The organism is Fischerella sp. PCC 9605 (assembly GCF_000517105.1).
Lineage (GTDB): Bacteria > Cyanobacteriota > Cyanobacteriia > Cyanobacteriales > Nostocaceae > PCC9605.
The window spans coordinates 507,189-523,643 of the sequence record NZ_KI912149.1 but is presented as its reverse complement, the minus strand read 5'-3'; the positions used below and the strand labels follow the sequence as shown (position 1 = coordinate 523,643).

At 43.8% G+C, this 16,455-nt stretch carries 13 protein-coding genes; 5 read left to right on the top strand and 8 right to left on the bottom strand.

Annotation, left to right across the window (positions count from 1 at the left end):
• Window positions 1–234: 234 nt before the first annotated feature.
• Window positions 235–3,783 carry an NB-ARC domain-containing protein gene (locus tag FIS9605_RS0117215; RefSeq protein WP_026733712.1) on the top strand — a complete coding sequence of 1,183 codons (3,549 nt, stop codon included), beginning with the start codon at window positions 235–237 and terminating at the stop codon, window positions 3,781–3,783.
• Window positions 3,784–3,971: 188 nt separating this feature from the next.
• Here the strand turns inward: FIS9605_RS0117215 and FIS9605_RS0117210 are convergent, their stop codons facing one another.
• From FIS9605_RS0117210 to FIS9605_RS0117195, 4 genes are all read right to left on the bottom strand, one after another.
• The gene (locus tag FIS9605_RS0117210; protein ID WP_026733711.1) at window positions 3,972–4,172 is read right to left on the bottom strand and encodes a hypothetical protein; all 201 of its coding nucleotides are present in this window, start codon (window positions 4,170–4,172) and stop codon (window positions 3,972–3,974) included.
• A gap of 38 nt (window positions 4,173–4,210) precedes the next feature.
• Complete coding sequence (locus FIS9605_RS0117205; protein ID WP_026733711.1) at window positions 4,211–4,411, bottom strand: hypothetical protein; 201 nt, start codon at window positions 4,409–4,411, stop codon at window positions 4,211–4,213.
• Between the two features lie 38 nt (window positions 4,412–4,449).
• On the bottom strand, window positions 4,450–4,650 hold the full coding sequence (locus tag FIS9605_RS0117200) for a hypothetical protein (protein WP_026733711.1): 201 nt from the start codon (window positions 4,648–4,650) through the stop codon (window positions 4,450–4,452).
• A gap of 106 nt (window positions 4,651–4,756) precedes the next feature.
• Window positions 4,757–5,602 (bottom strand): hypothetical protein, encoded by an 846-nt coding sequence (locus FIS9605_RS0117195; RefSeq protein WP_026733710.1) that lies wholly within the window; start codon window positions 5,600–5,602, stop codon window positions 4,757–4,759.
• Between the two features lie 923 nt (window positions 5,603–6,525).
• Here FIS9605_RS0117195 and FIS9605_RS0117185 point away from each other — a divergent pair.
• Window positions 6,526–6,711: a CopG family transcriptional regulator gene (locus FIS9605_RS0117185; RefSeq protein ID WP_026733709.1), complete on the top strand. Its 186-nt coding sequence runs from the start codon at window positions 6,526–6,528 to the stop codon at window positions 6,709–6,711.
• Window positions 6,712–7,047: 336 nt separating this feature from the next.
• On the opposite strand, the gene FIS9605_RS37300 is transcribed toward FIS9605_RS0117185, so the two are convergent.
• Window positions 7,048–7,200 carry a hypothetical protein gene (locus FIS9605_RS37300; RefSeq protein ID WP_035139916.1) on the bottom strand — a complete coding sequence of 51 codons (153 nt, stop codon included), beginning with the start codon at window positions 7,198–7,200 and terminating at the stop codon, window positions 7,048–7,050.
• 940 nt (window positions 7,201–8,140) lie between these two features.
• On the opposite strand from FIS9605_RS37300, the gene FIS9605_RS0117175 reads away from it, so the two are divergent.
• Window positions 8,141–9,517 carry a GTPase family protein gene (locus FIS9605_RS0117175; RefSeq protein WP_026733708.1) on the top strand — a complete coding sequence of 459 codons (1,377 nt, stop codon included), beginning with the start codon at window positions 8,141–8,143 and terminating at the stop codon, window positions 9,515–9,517.
• A gap of 91 nt (window positions 9,518–9,608) precedes the next feature.
• Here FIS9605_RS0117175 and FIS9605_RS0117170 read toward each other — a convergent pair whose 3' ends face one another.
• The gene (locus FIS9605_RS0117170; protein WP_026733707.1) at window positions 9,609–10,589 is read right to left on the bottom strand and encodes an aldo/keto reductase; all 981 of its coding nucleotides are present in this window, start codon (window positions 10,587–10,589) and stop codon (window positions 9,609–9,611) included.
• A 209-nt stretch (window positions 10,590–10,798) separates the two neighbouring features.
• Window positions 10,799–13,936: a hypothetical protein gene (locus FIS9605_RS0117160; protein WP_026733705.1), complete on the bottom strand. Its 3,138-nt coding sequence runs from the start codon at window positions 13,934–13,936 to the stop codon at window positions 10,799–10,801.
• Window positions 13,937–14,447: 511 nt separating this feature from the next.
• On the opposite strand from FIS9605_RS0117160, the gene FIS9605_RS0117155 reads away from it, so the two are divergent.
• Window positions 14,448–14,651 (top strand): chlorophyll a/b-binding protein, encoded by a 204-nt coding sequence (locus FIS9605_RS0117155; RefSeq protein ID WP_026733704.1) that lies wholly within the window; start codon window positions 14,448–14,450, stop codon window positions 14,649–14,651.
• 47 nt (window positions 14,652–14,698) lie between these two features.
• The gene (locus tag FIS9605_RS0117150) at window positions 14,699–14,911 is read left to right on the top strand and encodes a chlorophyll a/b-binding protein (protein WP_026733703.1); all 213 of its coding nucleotides are present in this window, start codon (window positions 14,699–14,701) and stop codon (window positions 14,909–14,911) included.
• A gap of 399 nt (window positions 14,912–15,310) precedes the next feature.
• Here the strand turns inward: FIS9605_RS0117150 and FIS9605_RS0117145 are convergent, their stop codons facing one another.
• The gene (locus FIS9605_RS0117145; protein ID WP_026733702.1) at window positions 15,311–16,435 is read right to left on the bottom strand and encodes a sensor histidine kinase; all 1,125 of its coding nucleotides are present in this window, start codon (window positions 16,433–16,435) and stop codon (window positions 15,311–15,313) included.
• Between the last annotated feature and the right edge of the window lie 20 nt (window positions 16,436–16,455).

The window sequence follows — 16,455 nt, the reverse complement described above, 5'->3', positions numbered from 1 at the left end:
GAGAGAACTACATCTGCCGCTACTAAAAACAAGAATAAAAAGAAAAATTAAGCTGCAATTAAAGCATTAGAGGGAGCAGAATTAAAAAATATAAAGCCAATTCCTAAAATGCATGTGCTAATTTCAAGAAGCGCATATTTTGTGCTTATATAAATAAACTAGTAAAGGTAAAGTCTTTATTCGGTTGAAAAGTTAACAAAATCTATATTCAGTTATTAACTGCATCTTTTATATATGGTTGTACAGAATTGGAGACGTAAGCGTGGTGTGGCACTGACTACTAGGGGTTTACAAAAACTTCAGGAGGCAAAGCGTAGAGCAGAAACAGAGCAAAAATTTGGCAATAGCTATACTCTTGAAGAAATGAGTACACTATCTGGATTATACCCCAGTACAATCTCGAAAGTACTGAATCGCGAAGGAGGAGTAGATAAAAAAACTCTGGAAAAGCTATTTTCAGTTTTTGGTTTAAAAATAGATAATAATGACTATTTAAGCTCAAATAGCCGCATATATTGGGGTAATTCTACTTGTACATCAGTTTTTTACGGACGTAAAGAAGAAATTACCACATTAGAGCAATGGATTCTCGATGAGCACTGCCGATTGGTGGCACTATTAGGAATGGGTGGTATTGGTAAAACGTCTTTGTCTATAAAGCTTGCTCAACAGATTCAGGAAGATTTTGAGTATGTGGTTTGGCGATCGCTACGAGAAGCACCACCAGCTAATGCTGTTCTCGCTAACCTGATCCAAGTTTTATCCGACGATCAGGAAACAGAAACAAATTTATCAGATAATTTAAGTGATAGAATAGCGCGACTACTCCATTATCTACGCAATTACCGCTGTCTGGTGATACTTGATAATGTAGAGTCAGTTCTCCGCAGTGGCAATCGAGCTGGACAATATCGAGAAGGCTATGAGGGGTATGGTGAGCTTTTCAGACAACTAGGAGAAGCAACTCACCAAAGCTGCTTATTGCTGACTAGTAGAGAAAAACCGAAAGAAATAGCATTACTCAAAGGACAAACGTTACCTGTTCGCTCCCTACAATTAGGTGGATTGAAGGTAGCTGAAGGACAGGAAATTTTTAAAGTCAAAGGACTATCTGCTACAGAGGCAGAATGGGAAGCAATTATTACACTCTATGCGGGTAATCCATTAGCTTTGAAAATAGTTGCTACAACCATAGAAGATGTCTTTGATGGTAACGTGACTGAATTTTTGCAACAAAATCCAGCAGTTTTTGGAGACATTCGCGATCTCTTAGATCAGCAGTTTGAGCGCTTATCAGATTTAGAAGCCGAAATAATGTATTGGCTTGCGATCAATCGTGAGCCAATTTCGCTATCAGCATTACGGGAAGACATTATATCACCAATACCACCACAAAAATTAGTGGAGGCTTTGGAATCTCTAGTGAGGCGATCGCTCGTTGAGAAAAGCGCAGCTACTTTCACCCAACAACCTGTAGTCATGGAATATGTGACTCAGGTATTGATAGAACGAGTCTGTGAAGAGATTGCATCTGAGAATATCGAGCTTTTTAGATGCCACGCTCTGATGAAGGCAACAGCGAAAGACTACATAAAGGAGGCTCAAATTCGCCTCATCCTCAAACCAGTTAGAAATGGACTACTTACTGTTTTTAGAAGCAAAAGAGGCATTGAAAACCAATTAACCAAAATTTTAGCAAGGCTGCGAGAAGAATCCCCGCAAGAACCAGGGTACACGGGTGGAAATATTCTTAATTTGCTTTGTCAGCTAGAGACAGATTTAAGTGGCTATGATTTTTCTCATCTCACTGTTTGGCAAGCAGACTTGCGGAATGTGAAATTGCACGATGTCAATTTCCAAAACGCTAATCTAGCTAAGTCTGTTTTTGCTGAAACCTTCGGCGGTATTTCCTCGGTAGCTTTTAGCCCTGATGGTAAACTTTTGGCTACGGGGGATACCAATGGTGAGATTCGCTTGCGACAAGTTACGGATTGGAAACAACTTTTGACCTGTAAGGGACATAGTAACTGGGTTCCGTCACTAGCCTTTAGTCCAGATGGTAGTATCCTTGCTAGCGGAAGTAGTGACTGTACGGTGAAACTGTGGGATGTTGGTACAGGTCAATGCCTGCAAACCTTTCGAGAACATGATAATGAGGTTTGGTCGGTAGCCTTTAGTCCCGATGGTAAAACATTAGTAAGTGGCAGTAATGACCACACAATGAAGTTATGGAGTATTCAAACTGGAAAATGCTTAAAAACTTTCCAGGGACACACAAGTTGGGTAATATCAGTTGCCTTTAGTCGAGATGGACGGACGCTAGCAAGTGGCAGCGATGACAACACAATTAGGTTGTGGGATGTTGATACTGGTGAATGCATCAAAATTCTACAGGGGCATGATGATGGGATACGGTCAATCACTATCAATTCTAATGATCGGACACTAGTGAGTTGCAGTGATGATCAGACAGTGAAGTTGTGGGATGTTGCCACTGGTGAATGCATCAAAACTTTACAGGGGCATCGTGCGGCGGTTTGGTCAGTTGACATTTGTCCTCAAGGCGATCTCATCGCTAGTGCTAGTCTCGATCAGACAGTGAGGCTATGGAGCGTTAGCACTGGTCAATGTCTTAAAACTCTTCAGGGACATTCCGGTTGGGTATTTTCTGTCGTCTTTAATCCGCAAGCGGATCTTCTCGCTAGTGGCAGTGACGACCAGACAGTGAGGCTATGGAACGTTAGCACTGCTCAATGTCTTAAAACTCTCAGTGGATATACCAGCCAGGTCTGGTCAGTTGCTTACAGTCCGGATGGTCAGACGTTGGCAAGTGGCAGTCACGATCGCACGGTGAGATTGTGGGATGTTAATACGGGTCAAACCTTGCAAAGTTTCCAAGGACATCGTGCTGTGGTTCGATCGGTTGCCTTTAGTCCAGATGGGCAAAAACTGGCAAGTGGTAGTGACGATCGCACAGTGAGGTTGTGGGATGTCAACACAGGTCAAGCCTTGCAAATTTTCCAGGGACATCGTGCTGCCATCCAGTCAATTGCTTTCAGTCCAGATGGGCAAAAACTGGCAAGTGGTAGTGAAGATCAAACGGTGAGGTTGTGGGATGTCAACACAGGTCAAGCCTTGCAAACTTTTCAGGGACATCGTGCTGCAATCCAATCAGTTGCCTTTTGTCCCCAAGGCAGGATGCTGGCGAGTGGTGCATGGGATCAGACAGTCAAGTTGTGGGATGTCAGCACTGGTGAGTGTCAAGGAACGTTAGAGGGACATACAAATTGGGTTTGGTCAATTGCTTTTAGTCCAGATGGTGAACTGCTGGCAAGTGCTAGTTATGACGGAACAATCCGATTGTGGAGCGTCAGCACCGGTGCTTGTCTCAAAACTTTCGAGGTTTGTACAAATGGTATCGTCAAAGCAGTTGTCTTTAGTCGTGACGGTCAGACCCTAGCTAGTAGCAGTCCTGATTACACAGTTAAGTTATGGGATGTAGATACAGGTGCATGCAAAAGAACTTTACGTGGGCATTCGGCTTGGGTGTGGTCAGTTGCCTTTAGTCCAGATAATCAAACTCTGGCTAGCAGCAGCGCTGATGATACAATTCGACTTTGGGATATTAGTGCGAATCAGTGCTTAAAAACTTTGAAAGCTAAGAAATTCTATGAGGGAATGAATATCAGGGGGGTTACAGGTTTGACTGCTGCAACGATTGCTACGCTGAAAACGTTGGGGGCAATTGCTTATGAAAAACAGCCTCTGCAAGCAGTTATCTAGTTATATCAAACTAGTGGAGATTTCCTCTGCTTGATAAGTGTCAATCCCTGACTGTCCAGTTGTTACGGTAGTTAGGTCTAACCAGCTTCGGAGCTTCTGTTGACCCTTACTTGACAGGGGCTAGACAGTCTGGGATATCAACTATTAACTCAAGCTCTATCTATATAAACTGTACAGATAGGCGCAAACTAAAAATCAGCCATAGGAATATCGCTTGGCAATCCTTGTGCGAATTCCTCAAACATGATTGTTTCCAACTCAAACTGCGTGTCATCCAAGGTCTCTAAGCTGCTCTCACTGCGGCTGCTAGTAGAATCATAAGTACTCAAAGACTGTTGCTCGATCGCTGTAGCTTGCTGCTCGATCGCTGTAGCTGTTGTAGTTTTCATTATCTTCTCCTTAGTAGATGCGTTGATTTGTGCGGAAACTAAAAATCAGCCATAGGAATGTCGCTTGGCAATCCTTGTGCGAATTCCTCAAACATGATTGTTTCCAACTCAAACTGCGTGTCATCCAAGGTCTCTAAGCTGCTCTCACTGCGGCTGCTAGTAGAATCATAAGTACTCAAAGACTGTTGCTCGATCGCTGTAGCTTGCTGCTCGATCGCTGTAGCTGTTGTAGTTTTCATTGTCTTCTCCTTAGTAGATGCGTTGATTTGTGCGGAAACTAAAAATCAGCCATAGGAATGTCGCTTGGCAATCCTTGTGCGAATTCCTCGAACATAATTGTTTCCAACTCAAACTGCGTGTCATCCAAGGTCTCTAAGCTGCTCTCGCTGCGGCTGCTAGTAGAATCATAAGTACTCAAAGACTGTTGCTCGATCGCTGTAGCTTGCTGCTCGATCGCTGTAGCTGTTGTAGTTTTCATTGTCTTTTCCCTGTAGATGCGTTGATTTGTACTGTTGAAAGTGTCTTAAACGAGTTATCCTGGCTGTTGGATTGCTACGTGAGCAATTGATAACCAGTTTTCACTCCTAGTTGTTTACAAGCTCTAGTGGTTTCAAAACATTCTGAATCTCCCGATCGGATATATAAGCTTCCTTGGGTGGGCTGAAGCGCAACAATGCGGCTTGATAACAAGCTTTTGCTACGCGGACACGCTCCTCAGGAGTAAGCCCTGCAATCATTGCAACCGTCTCCTTTACATGCCCTACCTCGGTGCTGCTGATAGCACTGTGCACGCGCAGGCAGCGGGTGGCTTTGATATGTGGTGGTAGCAACGCCTCCACACTCTGGATATACCCCTCTCCTATGCATATCCCTAGGCGTTCCGCCGTATAGGAATAGCCTACGCAATTGATAGGATCTGAGTCGTGCGCGCTTTGGCTGAAGTAATCCACCAAAGCCTTGGCAGCAGGAGGAACCAGCGCTTCCACAACAGCTTCGGCTTTATATCCCATCGACTGAATATCTAGCAGGGCGAGTCGGTCGTGCCCGGTTTCCTCTCTGCCTTTCTGTGTAGCCCACTCTGCCAAACTCTTGCGACCTGCTGAAGCGAAGCGCTGGGAGGCTTCCTCCATAAGTTGCGGAGTGGAGTGGCACAGATGGTAAAAACCTGCAAGCCGCCATACCCAACGTGTAGGCGTTAGGGCTGGTGGTCTGCGATCCGACTTCACTGCGTACCTAGCAGATACTATTGCCCGATCTAAAACCTTTTGGATTTTAGCCACGCTGTCTGCATCAATCATCTTTTGGACGAAGGAATCGTCGCTTTCTAGAGGATTGGGTTGATGCATCCAAGTACGATTGGCAGTCTCTGCTGAGACTTCGCCAGGCTCAATACACGCCGATTCAGAATCAATTAAAGAGTCATTTTGCATGGTAGTTTTGCACTCCCATCTCTTCCAGCATCTTAACCACCGCCTCTACTATCAAAATTGACAATATAGAGGTGAATGGCTTGCTATCAGATGAATTTTCGAGTGAACTGAACTGTCTAGCCGTGTTAACTTTCATATCCTTCTACTTAGCCTCTATAGGAGGCAAACTAGATGTACAAATTTAACAACGCTAGATTTTCTACAATGAGAGAATATTATCACAATAAAGACATCATTTGATCAAGCTGCTTGATACTTATATCTCTTGGGAGGCTTGACAGTATTGCCGAAATTGATTTAAAAAAGCCAATATCTCATGAATTGGGATGTATTTCTTAAGCAATCTACTTTATAAAGAGTGGAAGGCGCACAAGCGGGCATTTACGCCATCGCTATTGTCAAAATAGGGAATAGCATCAACAAAGATCCAATTAGATGATTAGCTTTTGCTCAGGTAACTGCGATCGCCAGAGTAAATAAAGTGATGAAGTTTCTTTTTGCTTGAAAGTCAATTTTTCTGAAACTTCTTGAAACTTTTTGAGAGAACATCAGGAAGTTAAAGGAGACTTTAGAGGTAAATGTAAATTTTGTTTAAGCAATTGCTCGTTCAATATTACCTCACTGTCAGTCATATCACTCATCACTCAACAGTCTTGACCGTATGCAGATAACATGTTAATTGCAACCTATTCAACCTGCACCTGCAAACAAGTTCAACTACCAAAGGTAAAGATGAACTAAACAGCAAGTTGTCCATGAGCCATTTTTCAGCAATAATTCACACTTTCACAGCAAACAAGGGAGTTTGACATTCATTATTAAGTTTAACTTAAATCTCAAAATCAAGATTTTCCCTGGTCAAAATGCTTGTGGATTGGCAATATAAGTGAACTTGATACAATTAGAAACAATTACAAACAAAGATGAATGAGGCTGCATCGCATAGATATCTCAATATTGCAACCCCTTCTAGAAAATCATCATTCAAGCGAGTTACCCTAGACTTGACACCAGATGAAGCCGATCAACTTGAAAAATATTGCAGCCAAACAGGGAAAGTAGCAACAGATGTGATTCGGGAACTCATTCAAAACTTCCCCATGCCTTAACCTTTTACACTAACCCTTAAGCACAAGAATTTATCAGGGTTGTAGCTCAATTACAAGCTACAACCTCGATGCGGAGTACTTTTTTGTGAAAGCTGTCCAAGAGCACTATTAATAGGGAATTTCACTTAATCACGCGTAGCCAAAATCTAGCGGGATAGTATCAATTATTCTATCAACCAGTGTGTAACTTCATTGAGTGGCAAAAAGATTGGTTAAGTGTGAATGGTAAAACGCACGAGCGAGCCAGTTTGCGGAGACAATGGTAATGTCCTTACTCCAAAATGCGGTAGAGAAAAAATTGCCTATTTGGTGTAAAAGAAAAACCAAGCCCTAATGCTATTCACTCTTATTCATGGGCAATCCTCGAATAAGTTCTCGAATCACATCCGTTGCTGCTCTCCCTGTCTGATTGCAATATTTTTCAAGCTTGTTGGCTTCATTTAATGCCAGGTTTACAGTGATTCGCTTGACTGCCCATTTTTTATTCATGGTGAAAATCTGGTTGTATGGAACAAATTTATTGAACGCAAAATATTTATATTCTTTGGGATCTTATGCATGAAGTCACTCCCAAGATTTGAGCAGCGAAGCTAACCGAAGGCATAAAATATCCTTTGGTCAGTTTCTAAATTTGTTTGTTCCCAGATCATATTTATCCTCATAGAATGCTTTAAATATTCCTCGTATTGTTTTGAACAACGCAACGACTCAATTGACGAGACGCTGGAATATTTCCAAAAAATAGGTTTCTCCAGAGCGAATCACACCCACTTAAAAAACTCGGCTCAACCTCATTGTGAAATTTTCAGGCAAGCCTAGTCAAGACTTGGAGTAGTTTTTTATTCGCTTTTAAGCGATCAACTACGCCTAGTGTTTTCTTTCCTACTCCTGTGAAAGCTAGGCTAAAACCTAAAATGCAACAGGAGACGCCAAATCAATTTGGCACAAGTACAGATGATGGATGAATGCCATCACCTTTACGAAAGAATTAGGATTTCAAAGTTTGCCTTGGTTAAGCATTATCTGTTGTCTCAACAGTTCACATCTATCTAGAGGATGATAAATGGGAAGGTGCGATCGCTCTTTTGTCTTCTCTGCATCTTGGTAGTTAACAAATACGATTGCATTAACCAAATAATCAGTATTTCAACTGGTCGCCACGATCGTTTTACTGGGGACTGGGGCATTGGGCATCGGAAAAACAAGAGGGAAAGGGGAAAAGGGGAGCCAGCGCGTTGCGGGGTTCCCCCCGTTGTAGCGACTGGCGTGAAAGGTAAAAGGTTAATAAATTCCTTTACCCTTTTCCCTTTAACCTTTACCCAATCCCCAATCCTTTTTATAGATAGCTTTGTCAACTTACAATAGTTAACCCAAAGCCCAGTAATGATAGATAGGATGGAGTTAGAACCTATTCGGTGTTTTGAGGGGAATGACCGATCAACGTGATGCTGACTTACCGTCAGCAGATTCTCAGCAGTTCAGTGAACCGAATGGCAGTAGCCACAAGTCGGGGAACCCACCCGCGGCGCTGCCCCCTGACAACATGACAAATGAATCGGTTGATAATTCCTGGACAAACCGTATTGCTGATACCTGGAACAAGACAACAGCAAGCTTGATGCAACTTCTACCCGTAGATCAAGTAGCAAAAACGGTTGTGAAGTGGTTTAGCGTCAGCGAGGCTGAAGTTGCAGAGATATTAGAGCAAGTTCGGGCAAAATTGCCAACCACAGAAGCCCTAATGATTGGTAAACCCCAAGCCGGAAAAAGTTCGATTGTGCGGGGGCTGACGGGAGTTTCTGCGGAGATTGTGGGTCAGGGGTATCGTCCGCACACCCAACACACAGAGCGCTATACTTATCCTTCCAGCGATCTGCCGTTGCTCATTTTTACGGATACGGTCGGACTAGGAGACGTTAACCAGGATACTCAAGCAATCATTCAAGAACTGGTTGGAGACTTGCAACAGGAAACTCGCGGTGCTAGAGTCCTGATTTTGACCGTAAAAATTAATGATTTTGCGACTGATGCACTGCGACAAATTGCTCAGCAGCTGCGTCAGCAGTATCCAGAAATTCCCTGTTTGCTGGCGGTGACTTGCTTGCATGAAGTTTATCCTCCTGGTACAATCGATCACCCTGCCTATCCACCAGATTATGAAGAGGTCAAGCGTGCATTCGCTGCTCTTGAGAAAAGTTTTGCAGGACTGTGCGATCGCTCTGTGCTCATCGACTTTACCCTAGAAGAAGACGGCTACACACCAGTATTCTATGGTTTGGAAGCGCTAAGGGATACTCTGGCAGATTTACTTCCCGAAGCGGAAGCCCGGACAATCCATCAGTTATTGGATGATGAAGCTGGCGAGAAAATTGGTAATCTTTACCGAGATGTCGGACGCCGTTATATTTTGGCGTTTGCCGTCATAGCAGCTGCACTCGCAGCAGTGCCACTGCCATTCGCTACAATGCCTGTACTGACAGCTTTACAAGTATCAATGGTCGGTCTGCTAGGAAAATTATACGGACAGACACTGACCTCATCGCAAGCAGCAGGTGTGGTAAGTGCGATCGCTAGTGGCTTTTTGGCACGAGCAGTTGGACGGGAGTTAATCAAATTTATACCAGGCTTTGGCAGTGTCATTGCTGCTTCCTGGGCAGCTGCCTATACTTGGTCACTGGGTGAAGGTGCCTGCGTTTACTTCGGTGATTTAATGGGAGGAAAGAAACCCGATCCCAAGCAAATTCAATCTGTGATGCAAGATGCGTTTAAGGCAGCAAAAGAACGGTTTAAGGGAATTAAGCAGTAATAATGCCTGTGCCATTGGTATACCTATTTTCGCCATGAGGTACTAAAGTGCGATCGCCCATTTATTTCGTATACTGCGAAGATGAGAGAGTTTACTTAGTTTGAAAAATATTTTGTACCATTTTTTTATCTACACTCGCAGCCGCTCGATCTAATTCTGCAATCTCACTAGAATCCAATTGCCAACCTAAAGCACCTATATTCTCCCTCGCCTGTTCTAGAGTTTTTGCTCCAGGGATGGGAATAGTTCCTTTACATATGCACCAGTTGATTGCTACCTGTGACATGGTTTTGTTTCTGGATTGGGCTACCTCTCGCAAACAAGCCAAAAGCGGGCTGATCCCTGGTAATAGCTGCCTAAATAATAGACCTCGAATACCTTTTGGAAAAGGGCCTTTTTCGGAGTATTTTCCTGTCAACAGTCCTAACGCCAAAGGACTGTAAGCAATCAGTTTGATCCCCAGTTCGTCACAAATATCTTTGAGACCTAATTCGGTGACAGGATAGGTAGACAATAGAGAGTATTGAACTTGTAGGGTAGCAATGGGAACACCGCGATCGCTAAACTTTTTATACACCCATTTCAGCCGCTTGGGCCCGTAATTGGATAAGCCCACTCCCTTAACTAATCCTTGCTCGTAAAGATCCGCTAGACCATCTAAAAGCGCCCCTTCTTGCCAAGGAGCATAATTGGCTGTAGACCAGTGCATTTGTACTAAATCTACATTTTTTCCTAAGCGCTTAGCAGACGAACTACAAGCCCGCATCATTGATTGGCGTGTTAATCTCCAAGGATAAGCAGCAAGTTTAGTAGCAATACAAATATTTTCTTTACCCGATCCTTGATATTCCCTGGTAAATCGTCCTAACAGTAGTTCGCTTCTTCCGTTTAATCTCCCTGTTCCATAGGAATCACCCGTATCAAATAAAGTCACACCGTTGCTTACACAAAGGTCAAACACGGCTTGCAACTGCTCATCCATGCTTTCATCGTATCCCCAGAGCAATCGGTTGCCCCATGCCCAAGTTCCGCAGCCCATGTTAGGAAAGGATATTTTCTGGCTAGTTTGCATCATCGCCCTTACCAATCTCAGGAAACACCAGGAGAGTTACGCTTCATTGAAACAACCCTCCGGGTTCGCCAGTCGCTCATGGGGGGAACCCCCAAGACCGCGCTGGCTCACCAACCACCAACAACCAACAAACAACAAGCAAAAAAAGCCTCTCATTACGAGAGGCCAAAACTATCTTAGCGGAGACAACTTTTCACAACTGAATTAACCTACAATACAACAACAGCTGCGATCGCTCCTGCTACTGCCGAAAATATCCCAGAGACGATCGCTGTGGCAAACAACCACCAAGCTGCTGATGCTGCTGCTTTGCGGGTTTCTTCGGCTTGACGTTGGGCTTGGTGCTTCACTTCTTCCAAGCGTCGCTGTGCTTCTTGTTGGATGCGTTCAGCCCGGTGTAAAACGCTGTTACGCGCTCGTTCAATTTGGTCGATGATGCGGTTAGCATCTTCCTGGGAGATATCCTCGCGAGAACTTAAGATGGCAACTAAAGTATCGCGATTGAAAGCAGATAGGCGATCGCGCAATGCTTCAAACCCAGCTTGCGGATCTTCAAACAATTTGCGTACATCCCGTTTAATACCATCATAGTTCAGTTCCGGACGCTCTAAGGAGTTGAGGTAATTGCGAATGCGGGCAAAAATTGCGTCAATTGTGTCTTGGATACGTCGCTGGATACTCCGGATTTGTTCCACAAAATTATCGCGTACCGATATGATTGTATCTGCAATTCGTTCCGCTTCTTGATCGCTCAGGTCTTCCCGCAGTTTTAGCAAGGTGATGATGGTAGAGCGGTCAAAGTGGGAAAGGCGATCGCCTAAACTTTCCATTCCCACGCGCGGATCGTGTAACAACAGAGACAAATCGCGTTTGATACCTTCTGGGTTAAGTTCATCCTTGCCACTCCGCCGCAAATACTCTTCCAAATAAGTTTGGAAAGTTTGCACTCTTTGCTGTGTCCGAGTAGCGAGGCGACGCGGCGCACGTACGATATCGCGAATTGAGTTTTGGACAGAATCGATTACCTGGTTGACTTGTTCTTCACTCAGGTCTCGACGTTGACTCACTAATTTTACCAAAGTATCTCGATCTACGTGCGATAACCGCTGCCGCAGTGCTACAACTCCCTCTTTCGGGTTTTGGAACAGTCGATTTAAATCTCGCTGAATGCCTTCGGGATTGAGTTCTTCTTTGCCAGTGTTCCGCAGATAATCTGCAATTATGGTTGTGACAGAATCGTACTGTTCCTTGGCTTTATCTAATGCTGCTTGCGGTGCGTGGCGAACGCTATGCCACGATTCCTCAACCGTATTGATAATTTGATTTACTTGCTCTTCGCTTAAGTCTTGCCGCTGACTCAGCAATTTCACTAAAGTATCACGGTCAAAACGAGACAACCGTGCCCGAATCGCCCCCATTCCAGCTTGCGGGTCTTCCAGAAGTCTTTTTAACTCGGCTCTAATCGCGTTGGGATTTAGTTCTTCTTTGCCAGTATTACGTAGATATGACTCTAAATTCAGCCATAGCGATTCCGCTTGATATTTTGCTTGCTCTGCCAGTCCTTTGGATTCTACTAAGACGCGATCGCGCTGTTTTTCCAACTCGTCTAGAATAGTGTCTGCTTCCTCTGGCTGAATATCATTGCGTGAAAGTAATATCTCCCGCATCCCTTGACGGTCAAACATTGACAAGCGTCGAGATAAAGTCTCATAATCCGCGTCGGAATCTGACAACAACGCTTTGAAATCTCGCTCTATACCTTCTGGGGTCAATTCTGACTTTGGAGTCACGAGCAGATAACTCTCAACTCGGCGTTGCAAGTCTTGTGTTATCTCTTTTTCTTCCTCAGCGGTGACTGTCACCAAAACTTCTTGGCGAACAGTTTCCAAGTTGTCAGCAATGCGCTGAATTTCCGCTTGGGTCAAAAGACCCCGCTGTTGCAAAATATTAACAAAATCGCTCCGAGAAAGTCGTTCTAACTCCCGCCGCACTATTCCCGGATCGGCTGCGGGATCGTAGATCACATCACGAAATTCCTGAGCTATTTTTTCCGAACTCAGTTGCCAAGCATAGGTGTTGAGCAGGTAATTTTCTACATCAGCGTGGATGGGACTGTAAGGTTGCTTTGGTATAGGTAGTCCTAATTTATCTGCTTGTTCGCCGACTTTATCTTTAGCTGTAGTCAGAGCACCCAAGATTTTTTCTACATCTAAATCTGACAGATCGGTTCGCCCTAACACAATACCAGTCAGAGCGGTTATTCCTTGTTGTAGTGTTCGCTGAATCGGGCCGGGAGCAGTTTCTTGAGTTGCCCTTTGATCGGCTTCTTTGGCAGAACGCATTTCTGCAATCAGCAGATCTAGCTTGCGGTTCAGTTCGTCTGTATTCGTCTGTCCTGGCTTGAGCGATTTAACATAATCTACCAACTCACCCATCCGATCTTGGGGACGAACCTGACCTACTTGACCTACTGTCTGCTGCCAAACACTATATAAAGTGTCCGCAATACGGTTAACATCTCGCTTCGAGAGGTCGGTACGGCTGCTGACTAAATCGACAAACTTCTGACGGTCAATGTTACGAATATCGCCACTAGTGGCGATATCTCTGAGTTGCGGATCGCTCAACAATTTTTCAAAATCACTGCGAATCCTCGATATATCTAGCTCTGGAGGACGCAGCATTTCTAGGTAATCCTCAACTTTTTCCCGGACGCCACCGGGGTCAATCGCACCGGCCAATTCCCGACGTACTGCTGCGGCTGCGGCTTCAGCCGTTGACACCACTTGCTGATTCACAGCCTTTGCACCTAACGCAGCAGTGGCTGTTCCCATGAGCGCCTGAAAGCTGGAGGTTGCGGTGTTAACAACATTGCCAATTAAAGAACCAACTGTGGTGGAACTTACCCACATTAGCAGCAAGAAGTATGCACCCCAAATCACCGCGCCTAGAATTGCTCCCAGTCCTGGGCTGAAAATCACCAGGCTAAGTTTTACTGCCAAAAAACTAGCGATCGCCAAGGCAATTGTAACCGTGACTAAAGTCCAAACTCCTACTGCTGTACCGATTTTGCGAATCGTCCCTCCTAAAGTTCCGGCTTCCCCATGATCTGAATCAGATGGACGCCCCAAATAAGAAATACCTGCGGCAACTGAGAGGTTGGTTAATACCAATTGAAATGCAAAAGCCAGGATCACACCGGAGATTAAAGCAGTAAAAAAGCGTGGACCGGAGAAAGCAACTGATGCCTGTGCTGGTGAAATACCTGCTGGTGGGTCTACTGTAACCTGTGCTATCCAGAATAAAGGTTTGTAAAGTTCCAGCGTTATTACTGTACTCTGAAACATTCTATTTCCTTCCTCATAATTTTTAATTGTCAGTATAAAAAGTTGCTAACCTGCTTTTACTCTTGTACTAGTCCTTATAACCTACTCTTTAGCTCAGAATCGTGGAATTTGGGCACTTATAGCATCCATCTCTGGTGTGATACCCATATACTGCATTGGATATAAGTTTTTCTCACTAATGCACGAGCTTGACACTCTTGAGAGTTTTTCAGTAAAATTACTTAGGACAACGTTCAGATTAACATTTGTTTAGAAATAGTTTTTTTTATCACCCTCTAAAGGTGTATTCCGGCATCTAAAAAAAGCCTTGAGAATCGTCCATTAGAAGTGCCTGGATATTGTACCCATAGGAATACGGCAGGGTAGTAATTGATAGCTAAATTAAAGTTATGTAACAAAAAGTTTGAAATTAATCATTAGTTATTAGTTATTAACTACTCAAGAATCACTAAATAACTAATAACTAACAGCAGACAAAGAAGTATTGAGCAGAATTGATTTTGGAGGCAAAATGGAAACTCGTCCTTCTACCGATTTACCACCAATTGCTACAGAATACAACGGCAAAGATCGCAATGCTTTTCTATTTGGCTGGACTCCCCAAGCTGAACTTTGGAACGGGCGTTTAGCAATGATTGGTTTTCTTGCTTATTTGCTTTGGGATTTAGCTGGTTACAGCGTTTTACGCGACGTGCTGCACTTCATTGGTTACTAAAGATTAAACCCTAGAAAAATACTTGAATTTAATTTTGGAGGAAAATTATGCAATCTAAAGAAACTCGTCCTTCTACTGATTTACCACCAGTTGCTCCAGCTTACAACGGCATTGACCGCAACGCCTTTATTTTTGGCTTCAACCCTCAAGCTGAATTGTGGAACGGTCGTTTAGCAATGATTGGTTTTCTTGCTTATTTGCTTTGGGATTTAGCTGGTTACAGCGTTTTGCGTGACGTGCTGCACTTTATTGGCTACTAAATAAAAGTTAGGGGATAGGGAGTAGTTAGTTGTTGGTGGTTGGTTGTTGTTTGTTAGTGGTTAGTGGTGAGCCAGCGCGCTCCAAAGGGGGTCTCCGGGGACCCCGCAGCCCCCCATGTAGACGCGCGCAGCGCGGTGAGACCAGCCCCCCAGAAGGCGGTCTCCGTCACGTAGACGCGCAGCGGCTTCCCGTAAGGGTTGGGGGACTGGCGTAGACGCGCTTTACTCGGCTTCTCGTAGAGTACCCGTAGACGCCCGTTAGGGCGGCTTCTCGCAGAGTAGGGCTTCGGTGCAGGGTACGACTGGCGTAGACGCCCGCCAGGGCGGCTCAAGGTAGAGTACCCGGAGGGTTAGTAGTTAGTGGTTGTTAACTATGCCCAATGCCCACTCTCCCACTCCCTATTCCCTATTCCCCACTTCCGGTTTTGGCAGGCGGAACCAAAATCGAGAACCCCCTTGGGGACGATTTAAATAGCCTATATTACCACCCCAACGTTCGACTGTAATCCGGCAAAAATACAGTCCAAGTCCAGCTTTACCCGATTTACCACCTTGAGAAAACTTTTCAAATAAATTATTAGCTTGTTCTGGCGCTACACCAACACCTTCATCATCTACAGTAACGAGAATATAATCCCCATCTTGTTGTAAACCAATTGTAACTGTTGAGTCGGATGGACTGTGGCGAAAGGCATTTTCTGTTAGATTTGCAATTATTCTATCTAGACGTGATTTATCACCAACAACTCTCCAGTCTGCTGCCATATTAATATTGTTAGCAAGCTTTAGTTGTATTTTGTTGAGGGCAAAAGTAGGAGATAAAAGTTGGATTACTTCCTGTACAGAAGTTAAAGCATTTGGCGCTATATCTGCATTGTTTGTGAAAGATTCTAGAGAGTTCACCTCAGCAGAGAATGCATGTAATATTTCCCGAATCAGCATTTCTTGCTGGATAGTTTGTTTTTTGCCGATTTCTAAATATTCTCTACCTTGTGGTGTTAAGTTTTCAAATTCTAAAAGTGAAAAGCAGCAATTTATCCCACTTAGTTGACCGGCAACATCGTGTATAATACAATGAATCAAAATGTCTTTTTTTTGATTTTCTTTAACAATGTATTGATAATTTAATTGATTTTCTCTAGCTTTTTGAATGAGGTTTCTTTTTTCTTCATATTCTTCATTTAATAGTTCAATTAACAATAAATTTATACTAGAAACACAAATTGCTGTAGCTTCAAAATGATATTCTTTGCCAGATAAATCTAATTGATGCCATATACCTGATTTTAGTTGTTTTTTGTCATTTTTATTCCATAGTTCTTCGGCATCAATCAAAAAATTTTCTAAAAAAGGAAAATCTTGTTCAGGTATGAGTATCTCCATTCCAGATTTGACTCGGCGATGACAAAACTGCTGTAACCAATCTGGTGGAGTTCCAGTCAGTTTAAAGCGACCAAGGTTTAGTCGCTCTAATACTAAAATATTTAAGGCAGCAAAAAGATCTGCTGTGATAGAGTCGCTCATGATTCTCACAAGTCGAAGTC